Source organism: Glaciimonas sp. CA11.2, assembly GCF_034314045.1.
Lineage (GTDB): Bacteria > Pseudomonadota > Gammaproteobacteria > Burkholderiales > Burkholderiaceae_D > Glaciimonas.
Genome location: NZ_JAVIWL010000001.1, coordinates 1,437,272 through 1,451,382, shown reverse-complemented (window position 1 = coordinate 1,451,382; position 14,111 = coordinate 1,437,272). Strand labels below are relative to the sequence as shown.

The 14,111-nt window shown below is 50.8% G+C and carries 10 protein-coding genes; 4 read left to right on the top strand and 6 right to left on the bottom strand.

Annotated elements, in window-relative coordinates; translation table 11 throughout:
- Window positions 1–8: 8 nt before the first annotated feature.
- Window positions 9–800 (bottom strand): GntR family transcriptional regulator, encoded by a 792-nt coding sequence (locus tag RGU75_RS06240; RefSeq protein WP_322233993.1) that lies wholly within the window; start codon window positions 798–800, stop codon window positions 9–11.
- Between the two features lie 286 nt (window positions 801–1,086).
- On the opposite strand from RGU75_RS06240, the gene RGU75_RS06235 reads away from it, so the two are divergent.
- The 3 genes from RGU75_RS06235 to mdeB all read left to right on the top strand — a co-directional run bounded on the left by RGU75_RS06235 (window position 1,087) and on the right by mdeB (window position 6,871).
- Complete coding sequence (locus RGU75_RS06235) at window positions 1,087–1,623, top strand: DUF2058 domain-containing protein (RefSeq protein WP_322233992.1); 537 nt, start codon at window positions 1,087–1,089, stop codon at window positions 1,621–1,623.
- Between the two features lie 605 nt (window positions 1,624–2,228).
- Window positions 2,229–3,809: an isocitrate lyase gene (locus RGU75_RS06230; protein ID WP_322233990.1), complete on the top strand. Its 1,581-nt coding sequence runs from the start codon at window positions 2,229–2,231 to the stop codon at window positions 3,807–3,809.
- A gap of 377 nt (window positions 3,810–4,186) precedes the next feature.
- Window positions 4,187–6,871 (top strand): alpha-ketoglutarate dehydrogenase, encoded by a 2,685-nt coding sequence (gene mdeB / locus RGU75_RS06225; RefSeq protein ID WP_322233987.1) that lies wholly within the window; start codon window positions 4,187–4,189, stop codon window positions 6,869–6,871.
- Between the two features lie 513 nt (window positions 6,872–7,384).
- Here the strand turns inward: mdeB and glmS are convergent.
- The gene (gene glmS, locus RGU75_RS06220) at window positions 7,385–9,202 is read right to left on the bottom strand and encodes a glutamine--fructose-6-phosphate transaminase (isomerizing) (protein WP_322233984.1); all 1,818 of its coding nucleotides are present in this window, start codon (window positions 9,200–9,202) and stop codon (window positions 7,385–7,387) included.
- Between the two features lie 172 nt (window positions 9,203–9,374).
- Here glmS and RGU75_RS06215 point away from each other — a divergent pair, with 172 nt between their 5' ends.
- Window positions 9,375–9,839 (top strand): Lrp/AsnC family transcriptional regulator, encoded by a 465-nt coding sequence (locus tag RGU75_RS06215; protein ID WP_322233982.1) that lies wholly within the window; start codon window positions 9,375–9,377, stop codon window positions 9,837–9,839.
- Window positions 9,840–9,960: 121 nt separating this feature from the next.
- Here the strand turns inward: RGU75_RS06215 and glmU are convergent, their stop codons facing one another.
- The 4 genes from glmU to ttcA form a co-directional block, all read right to left on the bottom strand.
- The gene (gene glmU, locus RGU75_RS06210) at window positions 9,961–11,319 is read right to left on the bottom strand and encodes a bifunctional UDP-N-acetylglucosamine diphosphorylase/glucosamine-1-phosphate N-acetyltransferase GlmU (RefSeq protein WP_322233980.1); all 1,359 of its coding nucleotides are present in this window, start codon (window positions 11,317–11,319) and stop codon (window positions 9,961–9,963) included.
- 345 nt (window positions 11,320–11,664) lie between these two features.
- Window positions 11,665–12,249 (bottom strand): hypothetical protein, encoded by a 585-nt coding sequence (locus RGU75_RS06205; protein WP_322233978.1) that lies wholly within the window; start codon window positions 12,247–12,249, stop codon window positions 11,665–11,667.
- A 238-nt stretch (window positions 12,250–12,487) separates the two neighbouring features.
- Window positions 12,488–12,820: a YegP family protein gene (locus RGU75_RS06200; RefSeq protein WP_322233976.1), complete on the bottom strand. Its 333-nt coding sequence runs from the start codon at window positions 12,818–12,820 to the stop codon at window positions 12,488–12,490.
- Between the two features lie 307 nt (window positions 12,821–13,127).
- Complete coding sequence (gene ttcA / locus RGU75_RS06195; protein ID WP_416186851.1) at window positions 13,128–14,090, bottom strand: tRNA 2-thiocytidine(32) synthetase TtcA; 963 nt, start codon at window positions 14,088–14,090, stop codon at window positions 13,128–13,130.
- Between the last annotated feature and the right edge of the window lie 21 nt (window positions 14,091–14,111).

Sequence of the window (14,111 nt, the reverse complement as noted above, 5' to 3'; positions counted from 1 at the left end):
TGTGTGGATCAGACCGTGGCGCTAGTGTGCTGGTCGGGCGTGGACAAGACGTTAAAAAGCGATGAGCTAATCGGCAACGGTCCTGAAACACTCAGTTTGAACTCATAGTTCTCAGGTCGAATGTAGAACGTCGAGTGCTCACGGACCCGACCAAGATTGCAAAAGGACGTACGCTGCATGACCAGTGTGGAGGCCCGCGACGGCAGGGCGAGTTCTTGACTGACCTTGCGTGTGGCTTGTTCTGAGCGAATGCGTATGTCGGCGCGGGCGATTTGGGCAGATGTGAAGTGGTCGAGCAAACCATAGATCGGATAGCGCTGCGCCTCTTCCCAAGTGACATTGGCGTTGTCCAACCGCAGATAGCCATAGGCGATAGCGATGGGTTTGTTATCGACCAGATACAAGCGTTTCAGAAAATGCAATTGCGTGACAGTTTCGTCGAAGGTGGCCACCAGTTCTTGCGGCGTGAGGACCGGTACAAATTCCAGCAATTGCGTTTGTGGCACGACTCCTTGTTTAAGCAAGACATCATAGAAGCCTTCCAGATCACCTAGCTCATGATGCATGACCTGGCGTGACACAAACGTCCCCTTGCCTTGTTTGCGGGTCACAAGCCCCTGACGGCCCAACTGATCGATAGCCTGACGAACAGTGACGCGGCTGACTGCGAACTGGGCCACCAGATCCGCTTCCGAAGGTAGGCGCGCCGATGGTGGGTATATGCCCTGCGCGATGTCGCGCGCCAGCGCATCGGCGATCTGCACGTACATCGCTACATTACTATGACGATCGAGTTTCATTTGGATTCCTTGATGACGCAGAGGCAGACGCAGTCCGTGCCGACAGCATTTACTTGTATTGACTCATATTATAGCTTTGCGATGCGTGGAATCGGCATGGTTTGATGCACAGAAAATCCACATTCAAGCCGCACAATCCCTTGCCACAGCGGTACTCTGACAGAGTTTGAATGCTTGCCAGTCACGATCCCTGATCTGCTTGGTCGACATTTTTGCTATGCTAGCGTCTTTCCACTGATCGGCATCATTGCATGATCCGGTAGACCCTATTTACGGAGTAGTTCATATGGCCTCTTTGCAAGAGCAATTTTTAAAAGCTGGCCTGGTCGACAAAAACAAAGCCAAAGTGGCGCACCAGGACAAGAGTAAGCAGCAAAAGGCTGAGCGCCGTGCAGGTACGTCCAGTGTTGATGAGTCGCGCCAGGCAGCACTCGACACGCAACGCAAGAATGCTGATCGCGCCCGCGAACTCAATGCACAGCGCGACGCGGCCGCAACCCAAAAGGCAATCCTGGCGCAAATTACCCAAATGGTGCAGCAGAATCGCCAGAGCAAGGGCGCTGGCGATATCGCCTATCATTTTACGCATGACAAGAAGATCGAACGGCTATATGTATCTGCCGCGGTTCAAGCGCATTTAGTGGCTGGGCGTCTGGTGATTATTTGTCAGGGTGGCGTGCCTGAATTGGTGCCTAGAATTATTGCCGACAAGATCGCGGAGCGCGATGACTCGCTCGTCGTGCGGGTGAGCAAGACTAGCACTGAAATTGACGCTGACGATCCGTATGCAGCCTTCCAGATCCCGGACGATTTGATGTGGTAATTGCGATAATGTTGGCTTGCGTTTAACGTTTTCAACGTTCGTCCTTCAGCGTCAGCGTCCGGGCTTGGCGGGCGCTCGATCCATGTATTTTTCATCTCATGTAAAAAAGTAGTTTCCCTTTTTCCGTTAAAAGTCATTAGGCGGAAGGGCGAATGTGCCGCTTTCGCAACACACGCCTGCACTGCCTCTCCGGCGGTGACTAAATTTCGGCGTTTACATTATTTTTGTCTGTCATCGCTTAACAATTCGCTCGCTTAAACGGGTTAAGGCGAACTGTAACTGTGGTTTTTCCACGATACGGAAAGTTGATTCCACACTGTGAAATGACGGCATGAAAAAAATGAGGGAATTTATACATTTTTTTTGAAAATACATTTCACATAGCAAAAAATAGTATGTAAGTATATGAAAATAAAGAGATTAATTTAAGTCATATGTCTTATATAAGACATGGCTCATATGAGAAAAACCGGCTATTATTGATCCATGCAGTTTTGCTTTGAGTTCACCGCCCTGTTGTTCGGGCATGAGTGAAGAGATGCCTCAGCACCCGATTCGTTTTTCAGTCTTACTTATTTTCAAACTTACTTTATTAAGGAATCCACATGTCACAATATCAAGAAGACATCAAAGCCATCACCGGTTTGAAGGACAAAGAAGGTAGTGCATGGAACGCGATTAATCCTGAGTCCGCTGCACGTATGCGCATTCAGAACAGATTTAAAACGGGCCTGGATATCGCACGTTACACTGCGAAAATCATGCGCGATGACATGAACAACTACGATGCTGACTCGTCCAAGTACACCCAGTCTTTGGGTTGTTGGCACGGTTTTATCGGTCAACAGAAGATGATTTCTATCAAGAAACACTTCAACAGCACCGATCGTCGCTATTTATATTTGTCGGGTTGGATGGTTGCCGCATTGCGTTCTGAGTTCGGCCCATTGCCTGACCAGTCGATGCACGAGAAGACTGCTGTAACGGCGCTGATCAAAGAGCTTTACACTTTCTTGCGTCAAGCTGATGCACGTGAGTTGGGTGGTTTATTCCGTCAATTAGACGGTGCTGAAGGTGCTGCCAAGCAAGCGATTCAGGATAAAATTGATAACCACATCACGCACGTAGTACCAATCATTGCTGATATTGATGCCGGTTTCGGTAATGCGGAAGCGACCTACCTGTTGGCTAAGCAGATGATCGAAGCGGGTGCATGCTGCATCCAGATCGAAAATCAGGTTTCTGATGAAAAGCAGTGCGGCCATCAAGACGGTAAAGTAACGGTTCCTCACGAAGACTTCCTCGCCAAAATCCGCGCGGTTCGCTACGCGTTTCTGGAACTGGGTGTAGACGACGGTGTCATCGTTGCGCGTACCGACTCATTGGGTGCTGGCCTGACCAAGCAAATCGCAGTAACGAATGAGCCTGGCGATTTGGGTGATCAATATAACTCCTTCCTCGACGTTGAAGAAGTGTCGGCCGATGCGATGAAAAACGGCGACGTCATCATCAAGCGCGACGGTAAACTTGTCCGCCCTAAGCGTTTGCCTAGTAACCTGTTCCAGTTCCGCGCTGGTACTGGTGAAGAGCGTTGTGTTCTGGACTCAATTACATCCCTGCAAAACGGTGCTGACTTACTGTGGATTGAAACTGAAAAACCACACATTGCACAAATCGGCGGTATGGTTAAGGCGATTCGTAAAGTTATTCCAAATGCCAAGCTGGTGTACAACAACAGCCCATCATTCAACTGGACACTGAACTTCCGTCAGCAAATTTTTGACATCATGAAAAGTGAAGGCAAAGATGTTTCTTCGTACGATCGCGCTGGTTTGATGAGTGTTGAATACGATGCAACGGAGTTGGCGATTGCTGCTGACGAAAAAATCCGCACTTTCCAAGCCGATTCAGCACGTGAAGCCGGTATTTTCCATCACCTGATCACGCTGCCGACTTATCATACTGCTGCATTGTCTACTGACAACCTGGCAAAGGATTACTTCGGTGATCAAGGTATGTTGGGTTATGTTGCTGGCGTTCAACGCAAAGAAATCCGTCAGGGTATCGCTTGTGTTAAGCATCAAAACATGGCCGGTTCAGACCTCGGCGATGATCACAAAGATTACTTCAGTGGCGACGCTGCGCTGAAAGCATCTGGTAAAGACAATACGATGAACCAGTTCTAATAACTGCCTCTAGTGTCAAAAAAAGCTCGCTTCGGCGAGCTTTTTTTATGGGCGTTGTGAGCGTTTGAGGTCATCGTAATCAAATGAAAAGTGAATAGACATCAATCAATGTTTGCGTCGCACACGCTTGTGAACTGACAGGTTCTGATGCAAATACAATATAGGTATTAGAATCGACGACATCATTTGAAAAATCCACATCCAATGATAGCGGGCGTTAACAGTCGGACTAGCTCGGTAATCCTTGATAGTGGTGATCTTGGAGTCATTATTTAAACTTTTTGAGAAGGTTGGACGTGTAGGAGGATGTAATCGTTACCATCCCTCCTTTATCTTGTTTTCGATTCATTCTATGTATCAAGCGAGGAACGAAAGTCATGGAAATGTCATCCACGAACCATTTGAATGGTCAGTTCGATAGCGATGTGCAAGAAACCAGCGAATGGATGGAGGCATTCCAAGGCGTGATCGAAGCCGCTGGTCCGGAACGTGCGCGTTATCTGCTGTCGCGGCTGAGCGCAGCTGCGCAGAAGGCTGGCATCAAATGGCGTGACTCGCGCAATACACCTTATACCAACACCATCCGCGTTGAAGACGAGCCTCCTTTTCCGGGCGGTTCAGATGCGCTCGCCATGGAGCAACATCTGGGTAGTCTGATCCGCTGGAACGCATTGGCAATGGTGGTGCGCGCCAACCGCGCGTATGGCGAACTGGGCGGACATATCGCCAGTTATGCCTCGGCAGCCGATCTGTTCGAAGTCGGCTTCAACCACTTTTTCCGTGCCAGGACTGACGATTTCGGCGGTGATCTGGTGTACTTTCAGGCCCATTCTGCTCCCGGTATTTACGCGCGTGCATTTCTTGAAGGCACGCTGACGGAGAAAGAATTATCGTTCTACCGGCAGGAAATTGAAGGCAAGAAACAAGGTACGCAGGGATTGTCGTCCTATCCACATCCGTGGCTGATGGAAAATTTCTGGCAGTTTCCGACCGGCTCGATGGGACTCGGTCCGATCAGCGCGATTTATCATGCGCGCTTTATGCGCTACATGGAGAACCGCAGTTTGCTGAAACCGCAGGACCGCAAGGTCTGGGGCGTATTTGGCGATGGTGAGATGGATGAGCCGGAATCGCTGGCCGCGCTCAGCCTTGCTTCGCGTGAGACGCTGGATAACCTCGTCTTCGTGGTTAACTGCAATTTGCAACGGCTCGACGGTCCGGTACGTGGCAACGGTCATATCGTCGACGAGCTGGAAACCTTATTTACCGGCGCTGGCTGGAACGTCATTAAATTATTGTGGGGTTCAGACTGGGACCTGTTATTTGCACGCGACAAATCGGGCGAGTTGGTCAATGCGTTAAACGATACAGTAGACGGTCAGTTGCAAACATTTGCGGCCAATGATGGCGCATTTAATCGCGCCCATTTTTTCGGGCAGAATCCAGCGATGCAGGCGATTGGTGCAACGCTGACCGACGATGAGATCGATCGTCTGCGACGCGGCGGCCACGACATGAAAAAAATTCATGCGGCGTATGAGGCAGCGGCCAATCATCGTGGTCAACCTACGGTGATTTTGGCGCAAACCAAAAAAGGTTTTGGTATGGGCGCAGCGGGTCAGGGCAAGATGACCACGCACCAACAGAAAAAACTCGATACCAGCGATCTGATCGCGTTCCGTGACCGCTTTCGTTTACCGATTTCGGATGCGGATTGCGAAGCGCTGGCGTTTTATAAGCCCGCTGATAACAGTGCCGAAATGCGCCATTTGTTGGAGCGACGCGCTTCGCTGGGTGGTTTCATGCCACGCAGAAATAAAGTGCAAACCAAATTGGCAGTACCGGAAATCAGTGCCTACGCTAAATTTGCGCTCGAAGCCGATAACAGGGAGATGTCGACCACCATGGCGCTGGTGCGGATGATGGGGGGATTGTTGAAGGACGCTGTAATAGGCAAACACATCGTACCGATTGTGGCCGATGAGGCACGTACTTTCGGCATGGCCAACCTGTTTCGGCAAGTGGGGATTTATTCCGCACAAGGTCAACTATATGAGCCAGAAGACATTGGCTCAATTCTGTCCTATCGCGAGGCCAAGGACGGACAGATTTTGGAAGAAGGCATTACCGAAGCGGGGGCGATTTCTTCGTGGACGGCGGCTGCAACCAGCTATTCGGTACATGGTTTGCCGATGTTGCCGTTCTATATCTACTACTCGATGTTTGGCTTCCAGCGCATCGGCGATTTGATCTGGGCCGCCGCCGACCAACGTGCGCGCGGCTTTCTGATTGGCGCGACCTCAGGGCGCACCACGCTGGCGGGCGAAGGCTTGCAGCATCAGGATGGTTCCAGTCATGTGATGGCAGCAATGGTGCCGAATTGTGTGTCCTACGATCCTGCGTATGCCTATGAATTGGCAGTGATCGTGCAGGATGGTATGCACCGTATGCTGGACAACAATGAGGATGTTTTTTACTACCTCACCGCGACTAACGAAAATGAAGCGCAGCCGAGCCTTCCGCAAGGTGCTGAAGAGGGTATCAAGCGCGGCATGTATTGCCTACAATCGCAGGAAAATCCTGACGTACGTTTGCTGGGTGCCGGACCGATCTTGAAAGAAGCAATTGGCGCTGCTGCTTTGCTTAAAGAAAAATTCGGTGTGATCGCGGAAGTCTGGAGCGTCACCAGCTTCACCGAGCTGGCACGCGACGGCATCGCAGCAGAACGCAATCAACGCCTTTCTTACGTTTCGACCGAAGCGTATGTCACGCAGCAACTGAGCCCGAGTAGGGGGCCTGTTATTGCCGCCAGCGATTACGTGAGGAGTATTCCCGAAAGTATCCGTGCCTACGTCCCGGCAGATTACGTTACATTGGGAACGGATGGCTTTGGACGCAGCGATACACGCGCTAACCTACGTGATTTTTTTGAAGTCGATGCGAAATGGATTGCGTTTGCTGCATTGCGTGCGCTGCCTTCCGGCAAAGATGCCGCGCAGTTGGCGAAGTTTGCAGAAGTGCTTGGGCTGGATTTGGGTAAACCGTTAGCGATGACGGTTTAATGTATGCGGAGCGGTCGCCATTGCAATCCAATAATCGCTTGTGACCAACGTGAGGCCGGTGACAGGTAGCGCCCCCGAGTTGTTGCGTATGCGCTAACGCACACGGGAATCAGGTTTTTGGAAAATTGGATGCATTAAATATCGGGGATGTTCGCTGACGATTTTAATAAAAAGATCCGGCAACGCGATGTTGTCGCCACGCCGAAGGTGGTTCAGCAGTTGGTTTAAGGAGGGTTCGGCAATTATGGACAACTTGCTCCTCGCGGCTTAGTCGCGCGCCGCATGCTGTTTGGCTTGTTTAAACCAGACGACATTTAGTGCTAGTCACCAGCGGCTCCACGACGGTGAAAGTGACCTTAGTGAGCCGCTTTCGTAAAGATTTCATAGCGGTTTCGGATGGCCGAAAAACTGGTCACATGATGCAATAGCGGTTGCCAACTTAGGGAGGCATTACTCAATCATTAAGTGAATTTTTTTGTGGTCCACACATTAAAATGACGCGCTTACCGCTACTCACTCAACCGTCACCGACTTAGCCAAATTTCTCGGCTTATCCACATCCGTCCCACGTGCCAGCGCGGTGTGATACGCCAGTAACTGTAACGGCACCACGTGCAGAATTGGTGATAGAACGCCATAGTTTTCCGGCAGTCGAATCACGTGTACGCCTTCGCTGGAATTGATACGGGAGTCGGCGTCGGCGAAGACGTATAACTGACCGCCACGAGCGCGGACTTCTTGCATGTTGGATTTGAGCTTTTCGATTAGGGCGTCGTTGGGGGCGACGGTGACGACGGGCATTTCTTCGGTGACTAGCGCGAGCGGGCCGTGTTTTAGTTCGCCAGCGGCGTAGGCTTCGGCGTGGATGTAGGTGATTTCTTTGAGCTTTAATGCGCCTTCGAGGGCGATTGGATAGTGAATGCCGCGCCCGAGGAAAAGTGCGTTTTCTTTACGTGCAAAGGCTTCGGCCCAGGCGACGATGTGCGGTTCCAGTGCTAGGACGCTTTGGAGCGCAGCGGGCAGATGACGTAGTGCTTTGAGGTGCGCTTGCTCTTGTTCGTCGCTGAGGCGATTTTTTGACTGTGCTAATGCCAGGGTCAGCAAGAAGAGGCCGACCAGTTGCGTGGTGAAGGCTTTGGTTGAGGCTACGCCGACTTCGACGCCTGCGCGGGTGATGTAGGCTAGCGCGCATTCGCGCACCATGGCGCTGGTGGCGGCGTTACAAATCGTCAGCGTGTGCAGCATTCCTAGGGCACGCGCATGTTTCACGGCGGCGAGTGTGTCGGCAGTTTCGCCGCTTTGGGTGATGGTGACGACCAGTGTGTTTGGGTTCGGCACGCTGTCACGATAGCGATACTCGCTGGCGATTTCGACATTGGTGGGAATTTTGGCGATTGATTCTAGCCAGTATTTGGCGGTCAGGCCAGCGTAATAGCTGGTGCCGCATGCCAGTATAAGGACTGAATCTATTTTTTGAAAAGTGCTGAATGCTTTGTCGCCGAACAGTTCCGGCATGATGTTAATGACGCCTTCGAGCGTATCGGCAATAGCGCGTGGTTGCTCGAAGATTTCTTTTTGCATGTAGTGCTGATACGGCCCCAATTCGACCGCGCTGCTATACGCATGGACGGTTTTGACTTCGCGCTCGACAGATTTTCCATTGGCATCGACGATCCAGACGCCTTGCAGTTGCAAATCGACAACGTCACCTTCTTCCAGATAGACAATCTGATCGGTCGTGCCAGCGATCGCCATTGCGTCGGATGCGACGAAATTTTGCCCTTTCCCGATACCAACAATCAGCGGTGAACCTTGGCGGGCAGCGACCACGCGATGTGGCTCATTAAGGCTAAATACTGCGATGGCATAAGCGCCAGTGAGGCGCTTGACGGCCTGCTGGACGGTGTCGAACAAGTCGCCGGTGTACATGTGATCAACCAGATGGGCGATGACTTCGGTATCGGTCTGACTTTCGAACACATAACCGACGGCTTGCAATTCGGCACGGAGGTCATCGTGATTTTCGATAATGCCGTTGTGTACCAGCGCAATGCGGTCGCGGGAAAAGTGCGGATGGGCGTTGTGCGTGGCGGGTGCGCCGTGGGTGGCCCAACGAGTGTGGGCGATGCCGGTAAATCCGTTTAGCCCTGATGTGACGATCTGGCTTTCCAGATCGGCAACGCGCGATGTGCTGCGCGATCGTTGCAACTTTCCATCCAGATGTACAGCGACGCCGCAAGAGTCATAGCCGCGGTACTCAAGGCGTTTTAATCCTTCGATGAGGATTGGAATGACATTGTTTTGCGCAACTGCGCCGACGATACCGCACATGGCAACCTCAGAATAAATATGAATAATTCTATTCTAGGCGTAAGAGAATGAAATAAATGTTCTTTATACAGTTAAAAATGACGTATTATTTCACTGTAATTAATTGGTGATATTTAAATTCAAATATCACTAATTTTTGGTTAAATATTTCAGATTAATTTTGAATTTCCATATGGATATTATTTTAGATGGGCTTGATCGGCGTATTTTGAACGCGCTGCAAATGGATGCATCGCAAACCAACCAGCAGTTGGCGGCAACTATTCATGCATCTGCACCAACCTGTTTGCGTCGGGTTAAGCGCTTGACCGATCTGGGCGTGATCGTGCGCCAGGTGGCAATCGTTGCGCCGGAAAAGGTGGGTGCGGGACTAACGGCGCTGGTGGAAGTCACACTGGATCATCAGGGTGACGAATATCAAGTGGCATTTGAGGCGCTGGTTGCGAAAGAGGCGTCAGTGTTGCAATGCTATCGCGTATCGCCAGGGCCGGATTTTGTGTTGGTAGCGCAGGTTGCCGATATGGCGGCCTATCATGCGATGGCGCATAAGTTATTTGCGGCGCAAAAAAATGTACGCAACGTGAAAACGTATTTTTCGATTTTGCGCAGCAAGTTTGAGACTAACATTGCGGTTTGAGACAGAAGTGCTCGCTGTGTTGACGGTCTAAGGCGGTTAATGATGATCGGTTGAATGGCGTAACTTTCACCATGAACCGCCTTGGCTAGCGTTCAAATTCTGGCGCAACTTACCAAAAGTACTATTTTTTTATTTTTACAGGGCGTTCCCAGCCATCGATCGTCATTTGCTTACTGCGCGCTACGGTGAGTTTGCCTGCTGGCGCATTTTTGGTCAGCGTAGTTCCTGCTCCCAAAGTAGCGCCTTTGCCGACCGTGACGGGTGCCACGAGTTGACTGACGCTACCGATAAATACGTCGTCTTCAATGATGGTGCGGGATTTATTGACGCCGTCATAGTTACAGGTAATGGTGCCGGCCCCGATATTAACGCGCGAACCGATTGTCGCGTCGCCGAGGTAGGTCAGATGATTGGCTTTGCTGTGCGCGGCGATCTGGCTGTTTTTGACTTCGACGAAATTGCCGATGTGGACTTCTTCGCCCAGTGTGGTACCGGGCCGTAACCGGGCATAAGGTCCGATTTGGGAGGCTGCACCGACTGTCGCTTGCTCGATGTGGCAGAAAGGTTTGATATTGGCTGCAAGGCCAATGTGGGCATTTTTGATGACGCAATTGGCACCCACAGTCACGCCATCTTCTAACGTGACGCTTCCTTCAAAAATACAATTAACATCGATCGTGACATCGCGACCGCAAGTTAGCGTGCCGCGCACGTCAAGACGCGCTGGATCAAGCAAGGTCACGCCCTGTTCCAGCAGACGATCCGCAACGCTACGTTGATGGATGCGTTCCAGTTCGGCCAATTGGACTTTGCTGTTGACGCCTAAGGTTTCCCATACTGCGTCTGGCTGCGCTGATACGACTTCGGTGGCGCCGGCAACGGCGCTGGCGACGATATCGGTCAGATAATATTCGCCCTGTACATTGTTGTTCGATAAGCCAGCGAGCCATTGCTTTAGCAGCACGGTGGGTGCGACCATGATGCCGGTGTTGCATTCGGTAATAGCGCGCTCGGTTGGGGTGGCGTCCTTTTGTTCCACAATACGAACAATTGCGCCATTTTCTCGAACGATGCGGCCGTAGCCGGTTGGGTCGTCAAGTTGTACTGTCAAGATGCCGAGTTTGTCTGAGCCAGCTGCGGCTACCAGACGTTGCAACGATGCGCTGGTGGTCAGCGGCACGTCGCCGTATAGAACTAGTGTCGGCACAGCGTCGTCGAGTTGCGGAATCGCTTGCATGACCGCGTGGCCGGTGCCTAGTTGCGGCTCTTGCTTGGCAAATACTAAGTCGGCAGCAGTAAATTGGGTCAACACTGCATCGCCGCCGTGCCCGTAGATGACGCACAACGTCGTGGGCGATAAGGTGCGTGCTGTATCGATAACATGCGTTAGCAAGGATTTACCCGCCAGCGGATGTAAGACTTTGGGTAGGGCGGACTGCATGCGTTTGCCCATTCCAGCGGCGAGGATGACGACGTTCATGACGGTACTTTGCAGTGAAATGAGGTGCGAAATTTTAGCACGATGGCCCACAATCATTTCAATGGTTTTTGGTCGGCAATAGCGGATAAACAATATGGCAAGGCAATATCTCCGCGATCAGTAATGAGAGGCCTTAAAAGAGAACGAAGCGAGAAAGATAGTACTTTCCATTTGGTCGATGCTGGAGCTTCTGCTACGACGCTGAGGATATTTTTAAATACGGATTGGACGTCAACCCAGATAAATAATCCGTCTAGACGTCAACCTCCCATGGTGGCATTGCCACGGTGGGAGGTAAATATGCGATTTATAGCAACTTCATCTCATCAAAGACACTTTAAAGGCTTAATAGTGCTGCCAGAATCCGCTAGAAAAGGTCCAGGTGTTGCCACTTCGATACCAATGTGCCGGTGCATAAAAATAACCGTCGCGTCGCACTTCCCAATGTCCGCTGACCCATACGTGCTCGCCATTGTTCCAGCGCCAATAGCCGCCGATCCAGACATGGTTCGGACTAGGCGAGGGCGTCAGGTTTTCGATTCTAGGTGGAGGCGGCGCGACGTTGATGACTATTGCTGAGGTGCTAGTGGTTGGAACCAGCGTTACCCAACGACCTGGATGATAGGTCCATTCGACACCATTGTTACTCCAATAAGGATGCTGAAACACTTGATTTTGACGAGATTGTTCCCAGTGTCCGTTGTTCCAGACATAGCGGTTACCTTCCCATTTCCAGTGGCCGCCAATCCAATAGGCATCGGGATAAGGTGGCGGCGGGATCACCTCGGATAATGGCGCTGGTGGTGTTTGAACAATGTGATTTTCATGCGCTACGCGCTGTTGCGGTGCGACCACGCAACCGGCGACAGTAAGAGTGGCTGCAATAGTGAACGCCAGGACAGCATAACGATGAAGGTATCGATGTTTCATGTGAGCCCTTAATTAGTATTGTGCAGTCTAGAACGGATTGTCGTCAGAAAAGATGACGCGGCTTACAGTTGGTTGCAAATACAATAATAATTATTGCCTCTTGTGCAACAGTCTCGCAACAGAAAGCTAACTTCACACAACCATCAAGTGATCCGCCAAGTTATGCGGAGGTCGATGGAAATCGTATTTTTAAACCGTTATGTGATGACGTTGACTGGCCCATTACGTGACTATGTCGTCACGTGTCATTGACTACCGATTGCGTTGGTCCATTTTTCTTTACCGTGGCGATGGCAACATCGCGGGCAACGGTCGTGCTGTACATCAGACTGTGGCCGATGACTTGATGATTGGCAGCTTTCAGATTGAAGTAAAACTTGCCATTGGCTGCCTGATTTCGGCTGTACCGGTCATCATGCGAGCTGTTGGTTTGTACTGAGGCGATGCCATTTTCTGCAGATGCTTTGGCTGCGTAGGTTTCGCTGGTTAAGACGACTTCACCATTAGCTGCGTACAACACAAAATAAAACTGTCCATCGCTGTCCCTTTTGAGGGTGTAGGAAGCGGGCATATAATTTCTTCTCCGATGATTAATAGAGCGAGATGAGCACCCGTAAAACAAATTCACGTCCCGTTGACATGGCGGATTGATACAGCTTATTGAGGCCGCTTATCGACTTTGCTTAATGCCAGCAGGAGTTTTGATTATATAGTCCGATCTCGCAACTACCATTGAAAATTTGCAAGATGGTGAATTGTGCGTTTAACTGCCATAAACGGTTTATCGGTTAAATCAGTGATCCAAAGTTGGAAAACGGCTTATTTGTAACGTTTAGCGTCAAAAATAAGCCGTTTGATTTGCCGAACTGGTTATTCAGTTATTCGGCAACTTGCAACGGAATGATGCTTGAGACAGTATTAGTTGGCACGGCGCATGGCTCATCATCAAAGGCAATATCGCCGTTGGGGTCGGCAATGCCGGTTGCTTTCAGTCCGGTGAAGTCGAACAGGTTGCGATCCATCAGATGCGAGGGCGCGACGGTGGACAGCGACGAGAAAATGTTATCTACGCGCCCAGGATGCTTCTTTTCCCAATCACGCAGCATGCCTTTGATCTGTTTGCGCTGCAGATTTTCCTGACTGCCGCACAAATCGCAGGGAATGATCGGAAATTGTTTCACTTCAGCGTAGCGGCTGAGATCCGCTTCTTTTACATAGGCCAATGGGCGGATGACGATTTGTTTGCCGTCGTCTGACTGTAACTTGGCCGGCATACTTTTTAACTTGCCGCCAAAAAACATGTTTAGAAAGAAAGTTTCCATGATGTCGTCACGATGATGACCAAGCGCGACTTTGGTGGCACCCAGTTCTGTGGCGACGCGATATAGAATGCCGCGGCGCAGGCGGGAACATAGCGAGCAAGTGGTTTTGCCCTCCGGGATCAGGCGCTTGACGATACTGTAAGTATCCTGATTTTCAATGTGGAACGCCACGCCGAGTTTGGTCAGGTAGTCGGGCAGTATATGCGCAGGAAAATTCGGCTGCTTTTGATCCAGATTGACTGCGATGATCTCGAAATTGATCGGTGCACGCTGGCGTAACGTGATCAAAATATCCAACAGCGCGTAGCTGTCTTTGCCGCCCGATAAACACACCATAATTTTGTCGCCGTCTTCAATCATGTTGAAGTCGCCGATGGCTTGTCCGACTTGCCGACAAAGACGTTTATGCAGCTTGTTATTTTCGTGGGCGATCTTTTCGACTTGCTTTGCACTCGGCGGCGCTGGCTGCTCAGCAACGGCGCTCGCGAGATGGGGTATGGCTGGGATGAGATCCAGCATATTTGGATCGAAAAATGTTTT

What these genes read in the sequence shown, in the direction of transcription:
- RGU75_RS06240 (WP_322233993.1), bottom strand. Translation starts at nt 800, where the DNA reads ATGAAACTCGATCGTCATAGTAATGTAGCGATGTACGTGCAGATCGCC.
- RGU75_RS06235 (WP_322233992.1), top strand. Translation starts at nt 1,087, where the DNA reads ATGGCCTCTTTGCAAGAGCAATTTTTAAAAGCTGGCCTGGTCGACAAA.
- RGU75_RS06230 (WP_322233990.1), top strand. Translation starts at nt 2,229, where the DNA reads ATGTCACAATATCAAGAAGACATCAAAGCCATCACCGGTTTGAAGGAC.
- mdeB (WP_322233987.1), top strand. Translation starts at nt 4,187, where the DNA reads ATGGAAATGTCATCCACGAACCATTTGAATGGTCAGTTCGATAGCGAT.
- glmS (WP_322233984.1), bottom strand. Translation starts at nt 9,202, where the DNA reads ATGTGCGGTATCGTCGGCGCAGTTGCGCAAAACAATGTCATTCCAATC.
- RGU75_RS06215 (WP_322233982.1), top strand. Translation starts at nt 9,375, where the DNA reads ATGGATATTATTTTAGATGGGCTTGATCGGCGTATTTTGAACGCGCTG.
- glmU (WP_322233980.1), bottom strand. Translation starts at nt 11,319, where the DNA reads ATGAACGTCGTCATCCTCGCCGCTGGAATGGGCAAACGCATGCAGTCC.
- RGU75_RS06205 (WP_322233978.1), bottom strand. Translation starts at nt 12,249, where the DNA reads ATGAAACATCGATACCTTCATCGTTATGCTGTCCTGGCGTTCACTATT.
- RGU75_RS06200 (WP_322233976.1), bottom strand. Translation starts at nt 12,820, where the DNA reads ATGCCCGCTTCCTACACCCTCAAAAGGGACAGCGATGGACAGTTTTAT.
- ttcA (WP_416186851.1), bottom strand. Translation starts at nt 14,090, where the DNA reads ATGCTGGATCTCATCCCAGCCATACCCCATCTCGCGAGCGCCGTTGCT.